The organism is uncultured Anaerococcus sp. (assembly GCF_947253225.1).
Lineage (GTDB): Bacteria > Bacillota > Clostridia > Tissierellales > Peptoniphilaceae > Anaerococcus.
In genome coordinates, this window is the sequence record NZ_CAMXYR010000019.1 from 1 (window position 1) to 15,253 (window position 15,253).

Annotated in this window: 11 protein-coding genes; 3 read left to right on the top strand and 8 right to left on the bottom strand. The window is 36.2% G+C overall.

Annotated features, from left to right (window positions below; all coding sequences use genetic code 11):
• On the bottom strand, positions 1-3,095 hold a 3,095-nt coding region (locus Q0W95_RS03740), incomplete at its 3' end, for a G5 domain-containing protein (protein WP_297790139.1).
• A gap of 243 nt (positions 3,096-3,338) precedes the next feature.
• Between Q0W95_RS03740 and nagE the strand changes: the two genes are divergently transcribed.
• On the top strand, positions 3,339-4,856 hold the full coding sequence (gene nagE, locus Q0W95_RS03745; RefSeq protein ID WP_297790141.1) for an N-acetylglucosamine-specific PTS transporter subunit IIBC: 1,518 nt from the start codon (positions 3,339-3,341) through the stop codon (positions 4,854-4,856).
• A gap of 55 nt (positions 4,857-4,911) precedes the next feature.
• Complete coding sequence (locus tag Q0W95_RS03750) at positions 4,912-5,841, top strand: haloacid dehalogenase-like hydrolase (RefSeq protein WP_297790143.1); 930 nt, start codon at positions 4,912-4,914, stop codon at positions 5,839-5,841.
• A gap of 480 nt (positions 5,842-6,321) precedes the next feature.
• On the opposite strand, the gene Q0W95_RS03755 is transcribed toward Q0W95_RS03750, so the two are convergent.
• Both Q0W95_RS03755 and Q0W95_RS03760 read right to left on the bottom strand, forming a co-directional pair.
• Complete coding sequence (locus tag Q0W95_RS03755; protein ID WP_297790144.1) at positions 6,322-7,566, bottom strand: FprA family A-type flavoprotein; 1,245 nt, start codon at positions 7,564-7,566, stop codon at positions 6,322-6,324.
• A gap of 12 nt (positions 7,567-7,578) precedes the next feature.
• Positions 7,579-9,507 (bottom strand): acyl-CoA dehydrogenase family protein, encoded by a 1,929-nt coding sequence (locus tag Q0W95_RS03760; RefSeq protein WP_297790145.1) that lies wholly within the window; start codon positions 9,505-9,507, stop codon positions 7,579-7,581.
• 298 nt (positions 9,508-9,805) lie between these two features.
• Between Q0W95_RS03760 and Q0W95_RS03765 the strand changes: the two genes are divergently transcribed.
• Positions 9,806-10,465, top strand: a complete 660-nt coding sequence (locus Q0W95_RS03765; RefSeq protein ID WP_297790147.1) for a hypothetical protein — start codon at positions 9,806-9,808, stop codon at positions 10,463-10,465.
• An 81-nt stretch (positions 10,466-10,546) separates the two neighbouring features.
• Here Q0W95_RS03765 and Q0W95_RS03770 read toward each other — a convergent pair whose 3' ends face one another.
• The 5 genes from Q0W95_RS03770 to Q0W95_RS03790 are packed head-to-tail and all read right to left on the bottom strand — an operon-like array spanning position 10,547 to position 15,252.
• Positions 10,547-10,804 carry a hypothetical protein gene (locus Q0W95_RS03770; RefSeq protein WP_297790149.1) on the bottom strand — a complete coding sequence of 86 codons (258 nt, stop codon included), beginning with the start codon at positions 10,802-10,804 and terminating at the stop codon, positions 10,547-10,549.
• Positions 10,805-10,812: 8 nt separating this feature from the next.
• Positions 10,813-12,168, bottom strand: a complete 1,356-nt coding sequence (locus tag Q0W95_RS03775) for a hypothetical protein (protein ID WP_297790151.1) — start codon at positions 12,166-12,168, stop codon at positions 10,813-10,815.
• Positions 12,169-12,177: 9 nt separating this feature from the next.
• Positions 12,178-12,465: a NifU family protein gene (locus Q0W95_RS03780; RefSeq protein ID WP_297790153.1), complete on the bottom strand. Its 288-nt coding sequence runs from the start codon at positions 12,463-12,465 to the stop codon at positions 12,178-12,180.
• A gap of 2 nt (positions 12,466-12,467) precedes the next feature.
• A complete protein-coding gene (locus Q0W95_RS03785) occupies positions 12,468-13,937 on the bottom strand; it encodes a 4-hydroxyphenylacetate 3-hydroxylase family protein (protein ID WP_297790155.1) in 1,470 nt (489 codons plus the stop codon).
• Positions 13,938-13,950: 13 nt separating this feature from the next.
• Positions 13,951-15,252: an acetyl-CoA hydrolase/transferase C-terminal domain-containing protein gene (locus Q0W95_RS03790; protein WP_297790157.1), complete on the bottom strand. Its 1,302-nt coding sequence runs from the start codon at positions 15,250-15,252 to the stop codon at positions 13,951-13,953.
• Position 15,253 lies beyond the last annotated feature (1 nt).

Genomic DNA, 15,253 nt, shown 5'->3' on the forward strand with positions numbered 1-15,253 from the left:
TTGTCTGGAGCTGATGGGGTTTGAGTTTCTGCGTCCTTCTTGTCTGGAGCTGATGGGGTTTGAGTTTCTGCGTCCTTTTTGTCTGGCTTTTTATCTTCTTCCTTAGTTCCGATTTTTACAATTTCTTCTACAGGTTCTAAGGTCATTTCTTCTTTTTTCTCAACAACTATCTTTCCATCAACGAGTCTTGATGTTATTGTTATTGTCTTTTCTCCATCTTTTCCTACAACTTCTACAACCTTCTTGCCTTTTTCTATATTGGCATCTTCTACTATTTTAGTTGTATGTGGAATCACAACTTTTACGATTTCAACATTTTTATCTTGAACATCCTTTTTATTAGCTTCTCTTGCTTCCATCAAAATTTGAGCCATTTCACTTGGTAAATCCGTTAGTTGAGCTCTTGCTTCAAAGCCTTTTTTCTCGCTAGGTGTAAGATTGGTTAATTTCTCTAATTCCTCATTGAATTTTTTCCTCGCATCTTGGGCTACTGATTTTTGATTTACAATTTTTTTATCAAGCTCCCTTGCTTTATCAATGATTTCTAAGAATCCACCCTCTCCTTTAAGGTCAGTCGCCTTGTTTATTTGATTTGTAAAATCCTTTCTACTTTCAATATCGAGATTAACAAGGCTATTTAGCTCTGCTAGGTAGGCTTTTCTCAAATCATTTACAACCCTATCCTTAACTTCAGGACTAATCTTGCTTTTTTCTAGGGCTTCTTTATATATATCGCTCATTTCTCCTACATTTTTCGCACTAGCTAGGTTGGCATAATAATTTTGTTTTTCTTCATCTGATAAATTAGCTAGAGATTCAATTTTTTTCTTGTATCCATCTCTAAAGTCAGCCAAAAGCTTCTCTTCGCTTCTTTTTTTATTTATTTCTTCTGCTTGATTTGTTTTTTCAGTAATTTCTTTTATTGTTTCTTGATCTAATTTGTCTTTTTTATTTATTTCTTCAATAAACTTAGCTTTTTCTTCCTCACTTAGATTTTTTAATTTTTTTATCTTCTCAATATGTCCCTTTTTAATTTCTTCTAGAACCTCATTTTTTGTTTCCTCGCTAGGATCTTTAGGTCTATTCTTTATCTCGATTTCAAGCTCCTCAATTTCCTTTTTAATAGCATCTTGACTTTCAAAATCTTTTACATCAGTCAAGGCCTCGATTTTCTTTTTGATTTCCTCAACCTTAGCGGGATCAGCATCTTTTTCAATGGTCTCTAATCTTTTTCTCAAAACTTCCTTATTATCTTCAAGCGCCTTTTTATTTTCTTCTTCAAGTTCTTTATTTTTCTTATCTTCTACTATCTTCTTATCTTCAGCCTTAGCAGAATCAGAAATCTTTATTATGGATTCTTTATCATCTGCTTGGTCAATTTCTTTTTCTATTTCTGCCTTTCTTTCTGGGCTTAGATTTTCAAGGCCCTTAACTACTTCCTTGGCCTTTAATTTGAAGGCAAGGATTATATCTTTTCTTTTAGCCTCAGTTTCCTTGCTAGCAATCTCTTTTTCGATTTTTTCTAAGTCATCTAGGCTCTTGGCATCTTGAAGGGCTTTTTTTAGGGCTTCTTTGTCATCTGTCGGTATAGATTCAAGCCTTTTAGCGAGCTCTTCTCGTTTGTCTGTAACTTCCTTATCCTCAACTTGTTCACTTTCTTTTTCTGCTGCTTTTTGAATTAGATCTAAGACTTCTTTAACATTAGCCTTCAAGATTCTTTCAATAAAGGCAGCCTTTTTTGCCTCATCCAGATTAAGATTATTTACCTTATTAACATAAGGAGTTCTTAATTCATTTAACCTATCAAGGATGCTTGTAAGACCTATATATTTTTGAATATCTGTGTTATTCTCTCCCTTAGCAATTTCGTCTAATTCATCACTTTTAGCCTTTCTCTCCTCATCAGATATATTTTCTATATAACCCTCATAACTCTTATCGTATAGTTTTCTCTTATACCTGTTAATCAAGTCATCCACAGTTTTTGAGTCTGTAACTTTTTCAACTTTTGCATACTCATTGTTCTTATCATTTTCTGCTGTAGCTTGACTTAAAAGATAGTCTAAGCCAGCCTTATCTCCAACAGCTTCCATCCTTTTTTTGAATTTCTCTCTTGCTTCAGGACTTAGGTAAATTAGTTTTTCTAGCCTTTGGTTGGCCGCTTTTCTATCTTCTTCTGTTATAGCTGTAGCTTCTGTTTTTTCTTTCTTACTTCTATTTAAATTAGTAGCCTCTCTCACTACAGCCATAGTTTCTTTCATGCCAACTGCATTTGGATTATTTTCTATCTCTCTTATAAGAGCAATAAAGTAATCTTTTTCTCCTTGACTTAATTTATCAAGTTTATTAATCTTACTTATAGCCTTATCCACTTCACCAGGCATAACAGCAAGAATATTTAAAAACCTTTCAGCTATTTGGCCAGAAAACTTTTCTCTAAGTTCACTTTCCAAGCTCGCTAGCTCCTCATTAGTAAGGTTTAAATCATAAATTGTTTCTGGGAGGTCACTTCCAAATCTCTCCTTCAAAAAAATCTCAAGATCTTCTTGATTTTTTTTGATTTTCTCTCCATCGCCCTTATCTTTGTTTTCTTTTTCTAAAGACTTTTCTTCGTCTTTTGTAGTCTTTGCTATGGCCTTATCAACTTCTTCACCAAGCTTTTCCAAGTCAGCTTTAGATGTTAGCTCTTCTGCCCTTCTCGAGAAATCGTTCTTTTCATTATCATTAAGTTGGGACTTGTTTATTTTTGTTATAAGAGTATCTTTCAACTCTTCTAAGTCCTTAGTTGGTTCATCTGTTTCTTTTTCCTCAACTTTAGAAGCTTTATCCTCAATATTTTCGATAAGCTTTCCCTCATCTGATTTTTTAGATTCATCTTCTAAAGTAGATAAGTCAGTTTGTTTATTTTTTTCGTTTTCTACAAACGTTTCTTCGCTTTTTAAATTTTCATCTTCATTTTCTTTGTTTTCTAAGATATAATTGTTATTAAGCTTTCCATCATTTAAATCCTCGGCGTGAGATGTTGAAGTAACAACACTTACACTCAATGCCATGGCTAAGGCACTTGTTATAATAGCTCTGTTTTTATTTTTCATATTTCCTCCCTCTAAAATAATAACGATATCTTTTGGCTTCATTATAAATGATTTTCTAAAATAATTCAATATATTTTTTTCGATTTTTATTTTATTTTTTTGTTTATGTTTTTTATTATTTTTCCATTATGTGTATTTATCAACATCTGATTATTTTCACCCCTTACAATTTCCTATTCCATTTTTTTCGGAAATGTGTTATTATATAAGTGTAAACGTTTTAAAAATTTATAGGAGGTAGTTATGAAGGAAAAACTACAAAGATTAGGGCAATCCCTAATGCAGCCAGTCGCTGTAATGCCTCTAGCAGCCTTACTTTTAGGTATAGGCTATGCGATAGACCCTGAATTATGGGGTGGTGGATCTCCTCTAGCAGCATTTTTAATTTCTGCTGGTGGTTCAATACTTGATAATCTCGGTATTATTTTCGCAGTAGGTATTGCTTTTGGAATGGCTCACGATAACCACGGAGCTTCAGCTCTTGCAGGTCTTGTGTCATTTCTAACTATTGTTAAGTTACTAAGCCCTGCCACAGTTGCTATGCTATCTGGAATGGATCTTGAAGCTTGGACAGCAGCAGATCAATTCAGATCAACAGCCTTTGGTACTATGGGTAATGGAAATGTTTTTGTCGGAATTTTATCAGGTATTATCGGTGGATTTGCTTATGACAAGTTCTTCTCAACAAAACTTCCTGACTTCTTGGCTTTCTTCTCTGGTAGAAGATTAGTTCCAATTATGGCATCTTTCATTGCTATGGTAGCTTCAGGAATACTTTTTGTTGTATGGCCACTTATCTATGTTGGTCTTGTAAACTTCGGACAATTCTTGGTAGGTCTTGGCCCAATAGGTGCAGGAATCTATGCTTTCTTTAATAGACTATTAATCCCAACTGGTCTTCACCACGCTCTTAACCAAGTATTCTGGTTTAACCTAGTTGGTATTAATGATATTCCTAACTTCTTAGGAAATGTTAAAGAATCTATCACTAATGTTTACCACCCAGGTATGTACCAAGCTGGTTTCTTCCCAATTATGATGTTTGGTCTACCAGGTGCTGCTCTTGCTATTATTAACAGGGCAGATGCTGATAAGAAAAAAGCTACAAAAGCTATCATGCTTGCAGGTGCTCTTGCATCTTTTGCAACAGGTGTTACTGAACCGCTTGAATTTTCATTCATGTTTGCAGCTCCTCAACTTTACCTAATCCACGCTGCCTTTACAGGAATTTCTGCTTTCCTTGCAGCTACTCTTAAAGCTTATGCAGGATTTGGTTTCTCAGCAGGTCTAGTAGACTTTGTTCTATCAATCAAAAACCCAATGCACGCAAATATCCTAATACTAATTGTTATGGGTCTTGTATATTTTGCTCTTTACTACTTTGTATTCAATACTCTCATTGTTAAATGGGACATTGCTACACCAGGTAGAAGCACAAAGAAAGATTTAGGAAAAGTTGGAGCAACTGATAAATCAGCTGCTGATGAAGAAAGAGAAGAAAATCTAACAATATCTAACTCTTATGAAGAAACAGCAAGAAAGATATTAGCTGGCCTTGGTGGAGCAGAAAACATTGATACAACAGGTTACTGCACAACAAGACTTAGACTAACTGTCAAAGACCCAGCTAAGGTTGACGATGACAAAGTTAAGGCAGCAGGAGTTGCCGGAATCATCAAACCAGGTCCTAAAGCTGTTCAAGTAATCATAGGCCCACAAGTACAAGCCGTCTATGATGAATTTGTTAAGTTAGTTAAGTAGGAAAGATCAGCAGGCTTAGGCTTGCTGATTTTTATTTTCAAAAAGAAAGGATACTATGAAAAGACTACTCAACTTTGAAGGTAAAGACTACCTCAATGTATCAAAATTTGATTTGAAAAGAGCTATACTAGCATCAGAGGGAAGGGTTATAGTTTCTGAGTCCGTTGTTACTAAAGCTCCCTATCTTAGCGAGGTTACTAATGCTGAGATAGAAAAAGCTTTTGGGGCAGACATCCTTCTCTTAAATACTCTAGACCTTAGGAACCCAAAGATTCAAGGGGTTCCTTCCTATGTAAAAGAAAACCACATTTCATGGATTAAAAAGGCTCTATCAAGACCTATCGGAGTAAATCTCGAACCTGTTGATGATAGTATAGCTATGAATGAAGAAAAAATCACCCTTAATGCTGGGAGAATTGCCAATATTGAAAATTACAAACTTGCCAACGACTATGGTATAGATATGATTTGTCTTACTGGAAATCCAGCCACAGGGGTTAGCAACCAGATGATAACAAAGGCCATAAAAGAGGCAAGAGAAACCTATAACGGCCTTATAATAGCTGGAAAAATGCACGCAGCAGGCACAAATGAGCCCGTCATGAACCTAGCTATAGCTAAAGACTTTGTAGAAGCTGGTTGTGATATCCTCCTAATCCCAGCTCCTTACACAGTCTACCACTTCTCTGAGGATGATTTCCGTAATATAGCCGACTATGTTAGATCCTATAACGAAGATAGGGACCTAGATGAAAAAGTGTTAATCATGTCAGCCATAGGAACAAGTCAAGAGTCTGCCGATACTTCAACAATCAGGCAAATAGCACTTGCAGCTAAGGCGGGAGGAGCCCACCTCCAACACATAGGTGATGGGATGGAAGGAATTTCTCTTCCTGAAAATATTTACGCCATGGGCCTTGCTATAAGAGGAAGAAGATGGCAAACTATCCAAATGGCAAGGTCTAATTATAGGGGAGAAGACTAATACGAAATAATCCTCCAGAATAAATTTGTCAAGGTACTTTATTTATAAAAAAGCCAAATAAACCAGCAAAATATACCATTTGAAAAATTAAAATCTTATATCCTCTAAAGAGCTTATTTGCACTAAATCAATTATAAGAAGATTTTATCAATTTTTCACTAATATCCTATGTAATTGGGTTAAAATTGACAGTTAAGTCTTTAGGACTGCCACTTTTTTATCAAATATAAAGATTAAAGTTTTTGCAAGGCCTTATAAATACTTGTCATGCCCAATTATTTTTATTGAGGAAATATTTCTTCAATAAAACTTGGATATTGGAGACTTATTTACTAATTTCAAGCACCTTTTTCATTGAAGCTTGCTTGTTTTATACTTAGGGTCAATATATTAGCTCTATTAAAACCTAATATTTTTTCAATAGAAAAACCTCCCAGCAAGGGAGGTTTTCTAAGTTAAACAGTATCAGCTATAATACTATTATTTTTTTTGTGAAGCAGCCTTAGCTTTTTCTTCTCTACGTTTCTTCATAGAGTCTTTAATTCCTTCAACTATAGCATCCATATCGCCTTCTTTTTGTGATTTAAGGCTTGATACAATGTCTAGTCCTTCTGGAAGCACATCCATCAGTCTCATTTCTTCATCAAGGAATTTTTCCATTTTTTCTGCTGCTTGTGGTGCCCAAGTACCGTTTCCAATGATTGATACAGCTCTATTTTGTACATTTAGAGCAGCCATATCGTTTAGGAAGTCCTTCATCTTTGGATAGATGCCTAGGTTATAGGTTACTGATGCAAGAACTAGGTTAGAGTATTTGAATGTATCTGCAATTAAGATTGATATATCTGTGCTTGAAACATCTCTTAGGGCAATTTTTGTAATTCCAGCTTCGCAAAGTTTGCTTGCAAGTGCTTGCGCAGCATATTCTGTATTACCATACATTGATGCATAAGCGATTAACACGCCTTCTTCTTCTGGTTCATAGGTTGCCCAGTGGACATACTTATCAATGATGTATCCGAAATTATCTCTCCAAACAAGTCCGTGAAGTGGGCAGATATAGTTAAGGTCCAGTCCACCAGCTTTAGCAAGGGCTTTTTGTACAAAAGTTCCGTATTTGCCAACGATATTTGTATAGTATCTACGTCCTTCATCAAGGTAGTCCCTGTCCCAATCAACTTCATCAGCGAACAACCTACCATTGTTTGCTATAAATGAACCGAAAGCGTCTGCTGAAAATAGAACCTTGTCTGTGCTATCATAGCTCATTAGAACTTCTGGCCAGTGAACCATTGGAGCTTCAACAAAGGTAAATTCGTGTTTACCAAAGCTAAAGGTATCTCCTTCTTTTACTTCAATGTATCTATCATCTACATGATAGCCAAATTGTCTCATGAACATTACTCCCTTTTCAGAAGAAATGATTTTGAGGTTTGGATATCTTTGTAGCATAAGTTCGATTGATGAACAGTGGTCTGGTTCCATGTGGTGGATTATCATATAGTCTAGATCACGACCGTTTAGCACACGGCTAACGTTAATCATATATTCTCTTGTTATAGCCCAGTCAACTGCGTCGATTAGAACTGTCTTTTCATCCATTAGTAGGTATGAGTTGTAAGAAACTCCTTCAGGAATAGGAAATATATTCTCAAATAGGGCAAGCCTTCTGTCGTCCCCACCTACATAATATAAATCATCTGTTACTTTTCTAACTGTATACATTAAATCCTCCTACTATTTTCTATCATCTGGGAATTCTACTTTTACGAATTCGTCTTTAGATTCTCCAGAAACAGGGCTTACCCATTCGTCTGGTAGTTTGTCAAATGGTGTTCCTGGCTCAATTCCTTGGCTCGGATCGCCTACTTCTGGGTCATATTCGTAACCAGATCCCAAATCCACATAAATATCTTCTTTGGGAGCCATCTTTCTCGGTTTAGACCTTTTGATTTTTTTCATAGGTGGGGCTGGTTTCTTTGCCTCTCCATTATCTAGCTCTTTGATAAGAAGTGGAAGAATTTCCATAGCATCGCCTACTATACCATAATCGCAGTTGTTAAACATAGGAGCATTCTTGCTATTGTTGATTGCAACAATTGTTGATGCATCTTTCATTCCTTTCAAGTGTTGACCTGCACCTGATACTCCGACACCAATGTAGAGGTTACCCTTAAATGATTGTCCACTCATTCCTATATATCTGTCAAGTGGGACATATTTGAGAGTTTCAGCAACTGGTCTTGATGAAGAAATAGCTGCACCTGCTTGGTAAGCAAGCTCTTCAATCAATTTCATATTCTTCTTTTCACCAATACCACGTCCTGCAACTACAACTCTTTGAGCTTCAGGAATTGGAGTATTTGGATCTATACCAACTGTAAAGTCGTATCCATCTTTCTTTAGTGCTTGAACAAGCTTTTTAACAGCTTCTTTAGGGTCTCCTTCATAGATTTCTTTTTTACGAACTCCTGCGATGGGACCTGTGGCTTTGCCCTTACCTCCTGCTCTTTTCATCTTTGGAGGACGACCTACCGTGCTAGCACCTACTACTACTCTCATGATTTCATTAGTACCTTCATAGATTTGAGTGATTTTGGCATCTCTAAAGAATCTTTCTACATCGACACCCTTAATAAATCCAGAACCACCATAGATTTGTACTGCTTCTGTAGCAATCTTCATAGCTAGATCTGATGCGAATTGCTTAGCCATAGCTGCTTCTGCTGAATATCTTTCGTGATTTTCTTTAAGTTCAGCAGCTGTATAAATCATAAGTCTTGCAGCATGAAGGTTAGTAGCCATATCTGCTAATTTGAAAGTATTTGCTTGTAAGTGAGCTATTGGAAGACCGAATTGTTCACGTTCCTTACCGTAAGCAAGAGCAGACTCATAAGCACCTTGACCAATACCTAGGGCTTGTGAAGCGATACCGATTCTACCACCATCTAGGGTTGCCATGGCAATCTTAAATCCTTGACCTTCTTTACCAAGTAAGTTTTCTTTAGGAACTTTAACATTATCAAAATGAAGCTCTGCTGTAGAAGAAGATCTAATACCTAATTTGTCATAGTGATCAGAGAAAGTAAATCCTTCAAAGTCTTTTTCTACGATAAAGGCTGAAATACCATGTGTTCCTATACCAGGAGTAGTTACTGCGAATACAACATATGTATCAGCTTTTGGAGCATTTGTTATGAATATTTTCTTACCGTTTAAGATGTAATTATCACCATCAAGTTCAGCAGTTGTCTCTGTACCACCTGCGTCTGAACCTGCGTTTTCTTCTGTAAGTCCAAAGCCGCCTAATTTTTCACCCTTAGCAAGTGGGGTTAGGTATTTTTTCTTTTGTTCTTCTGTACCGAAGGCAAAGATTGGCCATGAACCAAGTGATGTATGAGCTGAGCAAATTACACCAACACCGCCATCTACTCTTGATAGTTCTTCTACAACGATTGCATAAGAAATTACATCAAGACCTTGACCGCCATATTCTTTAGGATAAGGTATTCCCAAAAATCCCAATTCACCCATTTCTTTTACTATATCATCTGGGAACTCGTTGTTTTGATCTAGGTCAAAAGCGATTGGTTTTACTTTTTCTTCAGCGAAAGCTCTTACTTTTTTGCGTAGAGCCTCATGTGCATCTGTTGTCTTAAAAAGCATAAAATCCTCCTTTAATATTGTCATCTAATTAAATTGTAAACTTAATGAGTAAATTTGTCAAATATATTTATCCGCCACAATATTTATAAAATTTTTACGAATATACCTAAAAATTTCATGCAATAGCTTACCTCAATTTATAAACTTCATCTTAATTTAATTAGATTTACAGATAAGTTCTTAAAAAGCTTTTCCCACTTATATTTTACCCATTTTTTAGTATTAACAACCTAAATTAACTCTAAAAGTAGATTTCTTTTTAGTTGTTGGGGTAAAATATCAAATAAAGGAGAATTTTATGCAAAATAAAATCAAAAAAATACTACTTCTAGCACTCTTTGCCCTAAGCCTTCAAGCTTGTTCGCAAAAAACTAATGATGGTGCAAGTACTTCACCAGATAAGAACCTAGAAACTTCCAAAAATGAAAGTGAAGATAAGGCTAAAGATGAGAAAGATAACAAAGAGGAAGTAAAAAAAGATGATAAGATGACAGAAAAAGACGACAAGAAAGAAGATTCCACCAAGGCAGAGGATAAGAATAATAACGAAAGCAAAGAAAGTCCAGCAAATGGTACTTTAATAGAAACTGATGGTCAATATGCTTCTCTCCTCCTCGCTGAACAAGAAGGAAAAGTAGACCAAGCAGGTCATGCTACTTGCTACGAATGTTTTGTAGATACTGCTACAAATACACTAACAGTAAAGGGATCTTTAAGCTATAACGAAAAAGCTGATGATATAAATACTTTTGAAAATGCTAAAGCTATGGACAAGATGACCTACACCTTCAAACTCGATGAAAACTCAATCCTAAGAAGCACAGGTGGCACAAGCGAACCAAAGCCTTACAACGCAGAAGAGTTCAACGACCTAGCTAAAAAAGCGAAAGATTCAGGGTTGGGACTTATTATTGTAGTAGAAAACGGAGTTGTTAAGACTGTAAGCATAGCTTCATAAAATAAGTTAATAATATAAAGGAAATTCCCGCTGGAGTATAGCGGGAATTTCTCAAATGGTCTTCTATTAAAATTTAGGTAATCATCTTTTTACTAGGATTTTTTCTAGAATTGATATATCAGGACTATCAATCCATACAATTTCATTTTTAGCTATATATTTAGAAACGTCCGCACATTTAATTTGGCAGCCGTTGATAACTATAATATAATCGTAGATTTCGCCATCTCTGACATATTCAAAATCATATTCAGCATACTTTTTCTTTATTTTATCTACGACTTTCGTTCTATTATATTTACTCTGACAACCTCCGCAATATTTTATTCCAATCTTCATTATTATAATCAAGCTTTAGCTACACTTGTCTCAGAATCTTTCTTTTTTCTCTTTGAAAGTATTAAGTGTAATAATATTCCTGCTGCAAGTCCGATAGATGCTCCTCTAACTACTATAATGGCACCTATTATTCCTGCTATACCCCTATCTATGTGGGTATCAGCTGTTTCAATAGCTAGTCTTACACAAACGAATCCTTGAACAAGGAGTGTTAGAGCTGTAGCTGCTGGAAGTATAGGTTGAACTAGAGTTACTATTGGAGTTAAAGCCACTGCTATAAATGATGTCCATCTAAAGGTTCCAACTCCAGAAAAAATACTCTCCATCTTATCAGGTCCTTCCTTGTATCTTTCGGCTACAGATGTTGTTATAGCTGCCCACAAAGGACCACAAAGTGGTGGATAAGGTGTGAATAGACCCATTGTTATATTTCTAATACCGCTTATCAAGTTTGACCTATTGGCGTCAAAGTTTATTTTCTCATCTGGTCTCATCTCGTCAGCTTCGTTGAGCAAGGCTTCTGATGTTACAAAGTCTCCAAAAGCAATTATATATACTACTATAGCCATTGGTATAGCAGATATAAATTCTTTCGCTGAAGGAAATCCCACTCCGAATGGACTTAGGGTATGTATTATCCCCATAAAATCTGGTATTTTGAAAATTGGGAACAATTCAATTTTAGGTGCTGGAAACTCAGCGAACAAAGGGCCAACTACTATGCTTAATATAATGGCTGGCAACATTCCATATCCACCAATTTTCTCTAAAATTTTATTGCCTTTCCTCAAGTCTTTAAACAAGTCCGAGAACAACAAGAATAGTGCTGCCAAAACTCCGATAGAGAAAGTTATTGGGAATTTATCGAAATTACCACCCTCTTTGAACTGACCAGTTACAGCTGCAATTCCTGCTCCCAACAGAATTCCTGACTTGATTGATTCAGGAACTATGCCAAGTAGCTTTCCTGCTATTCCGGTTAACCCCATTACTACAAATATTATTCCAACCAATATTTGTAGGGCTATAAGGGCTCTAATCCTTTGCTCCCCTTCTGGTATCGCATTCAAATAAACTAAGGTTAAAGGTATGGATGGTGTTATCCAACCCGGAACTACCGGATCTCCTAAGGTTGAATGTAGGGTGTATAAAAACCCATTAATAATAACCATGCTCCAAGCCAATTCAAATGGTATCTTTAACACATCTGTTAGTATAGGTATGGCCCCCAAACATGTGGCACACATTATAAGTGCTTGAAGAAACTCCGACACCTCCCACCTGTAATGTATAAATGGGATTCTTATAACAAACATACCAAGTTTAATACCTGGTTGTTCTTGTCCATATTCTCTTTTATGCATTTTATCCTCTTATCTGTTATTTTTTATTAAATTTTTCGCATAACGCCACATTTCATCACTTATTCCATTACTCAAAACAACGTTTTTTATTTTGTCAGGCAATTTTTGTGTTAAGATTTCTTTTACTATCTCTTCTGTAGTGATTTGAGCTGAGGGGCATCCGTTACAATTACCCAAAAGGGCAATCGTAACGACACCATCTTTGACAGATTCAAGTTGTATCTGTCCACCATGTGTTGAAATTATCGGCGAAATATCTTCATCTATTACTTTCTTTACTTCTTTGTCTAAATCCATTATTATTGGACCTTATCTTTAGTTACATCCACATGAGCAATCTTTCTAGCCATTTCTTTTTTAGCTTCAAGGTTTCCTTGTCTTGCTATCATTATTCTTTGTGCTTGAGGTGAGCCTGCTCCATGCATTGATTCTGTTCTGTAGCCTACTGCTGCTGTTCCTAGGGTGATGTTTTCGATTAGTCTTAGTACTCTCATCCTGTTTTCTACATCCATTCCCACTTTTCCTTTTAGGTATTTTCTTACCCATGGGCCTGTTACTTCGCCTCTTAGGTCTTTTTCTGATGGCATTGTTACCATTAGTCCACCTGCTATGTCTTCTGCTAGTCTTGCTATTTCATATGGGAATCTTGTTACGTTTTGTTTACATACGTTGGCTAGGAGTAGGTCTACTAAGTAGTTGCCTGATTCTGTTTTGTGTCCTTCTGCTGAACAGGCTAATGAACAACCCCATATTGTTTCATTTAGGTGTTGCATTTCTATTATTTTGTCTTTTATGTGGCTTGCTTTTGGTACTCCGTTGTAGTCTGCTGCTAGGGCTGCTGCTCCTATTAGTACATCGCCTACTCCTGTTTTGCAGGCGTAAGATTGTCTATGGTAGCCTGCGAATCTTTCTACCATCATGTTTGCGTATTTATATTCTTTGCACATGAAGACTCTTTCGTTTGGTATGAATACTCTGTCGAAGATTACTAGGGCTTCTTGACCTCCGAATGTGTTGTTTCCTAGGTCTATGTCTGCTCCTTCTTCTAGTTTTCTTGTATCACATGATTGTCTTCCGTAGATCATGAATACGCCTTCTGCATCTGTTGGTACTGCAAAGCTTACTGCGTAGTCTTTGTCTTCTTCTGATAATGACATTGTTGGCATTATTAGGTGTTCGTGGCTATTTAGGGAGCCTGTTTGGTGAGCTTTTGCTCCTGATACTATTATTCCATCTTCTCTTACTTCGTTTATATGTACGAACATATCTGGATCTTCTTGAAGGTGTGGGGCAAGTCCTCTATCTCCTTTTGGATCTGTCATTGCTCCATCTATTGTCCAGTCTTTTTCTTGGGCTTCTAGAAGGTAGTTTTTTAGCCTTTCATGGTAGTTTGTTCCGTATTCTTTGTCTATTTCATATGTTGTTGAGTATATTGAGTTTAGGGCGTCCATTCCTACACATCTTTGGAAACAGCTTGCTGTTTTTTGGCCTAGGAGTCTTTGCATTTTTATTTTCTTTACTAGGTCTTCTGGGCTTTGGTGGATGTGGCAGAATCTATTTATTTTTTTGCCTGTAAGGTGGCTTGTTGTTGTTAGTAGATCTTCGTATTCTGGGTCATGAGCTAGGTCATAGGTCATTGCTATTGAGTTTACTGATGGCCTTAGTATAGGGTGGTCTACCGGATTTTCTATTAGTTCTCCAAATATGTATACTTTTGGGTTTAGTTTTCTTAAACTTTCTATGTATTCTTTTCCTGTCATTAATGTCATAATTTCTCTCCTTTTATAATGAAAAATCGTCTTTAAATTTCTTGTTGTGTTCTTTTATTAATTCATCTCTAAAGTCTGGATGGGCAATAGCTATAAGTGCCTTAGATCTTTCTCTTAGAGTTTTTCCTCTTAGGTGGGCTATTCCATATTCTGTTACTATATAGTCGACATCACATCTACTTGTTGTTACAGCAGCCTTTTCATCTATAACTGGGACTATCTTAGAAAATTTGCCTTTAACGGTACTTGGCATAGCTATTATAGAGCGACCATTTTTGGCCATTGATGCTCCCCTAACAAAGTCAACTTGACCGCCGACACCGCTTATTTGAGTCTCTCCAATACTTTCAGACACTACTTGTCCCATCAAGTCTACTTGTATACATGAATTTATTGACACGATGTTATCTTCTTGCATAATTACAACTGGATTATTAACATAGTCAACTGGCATCATTATAACTTCTGGGTTGTCGTCTACAAAGTCATACAATTTTCTTGTTCCCATCAAGAAAGCAGCCACCATTTTCCCTTTATTGGTTGTCTTTTTCTTGTTATTAATAACGCCCTTATTGTATAAATCTACAACCCCATCAGAAAACATTTCTGAGTGTATGCCTAGATCTTTTTTCTCAGTTAGGAAAGATAACACAGCATCTGGTATAGCACCTATACCTAGTTGTAAGGTATCCCCATCATTGATTAATGATGCACAGTATTTTCCTATTTCTCTTTCTATTTCACCTATCTTTGGATTTGGAAGTTCATATATAGGTTCATCGCACTCAACAAAGCAATCAATCTCAGAGACATGCAAGAAACTTTCTCCTAAAGTTCTTGGCATATATTTGTTAACCTGTGCTATCACAGTTTTAGCTAATTGGCAAGCTGCCTTAGTATAATCTACAGATACACCCAAACTAACATATCCATGTTCATCAGGTTTAGATACTTGTACTATAGCTACATCCACTGGTAAGCTCTCCCTAAATAGCCTTGGCACTTGGTAGAAAAATGTTGGAGTAAAATCGGCCCTTGCTTCAGAGACAGCTTTCTTAGTAGATGAGCCCACAAACAAAGAATTGTGTCTAAAATGTTTAGACATATCTTCATCGCAGTATTTCGCATCTCCCATTGGAACCATGTGTACTATCTCTACGTTTTCATAGGCATCTTTATTGGCAACTATAGCATCGACTAGGGATTTTGGTTCACCCGCAGCGTGTTCAAATACAACTCTATCGTTAGATTTAATTAAATCGGCAGCTTCTTTAAAAGTTTTTAATTTATTTTTATATTCTTCTTTCCAGGTCATT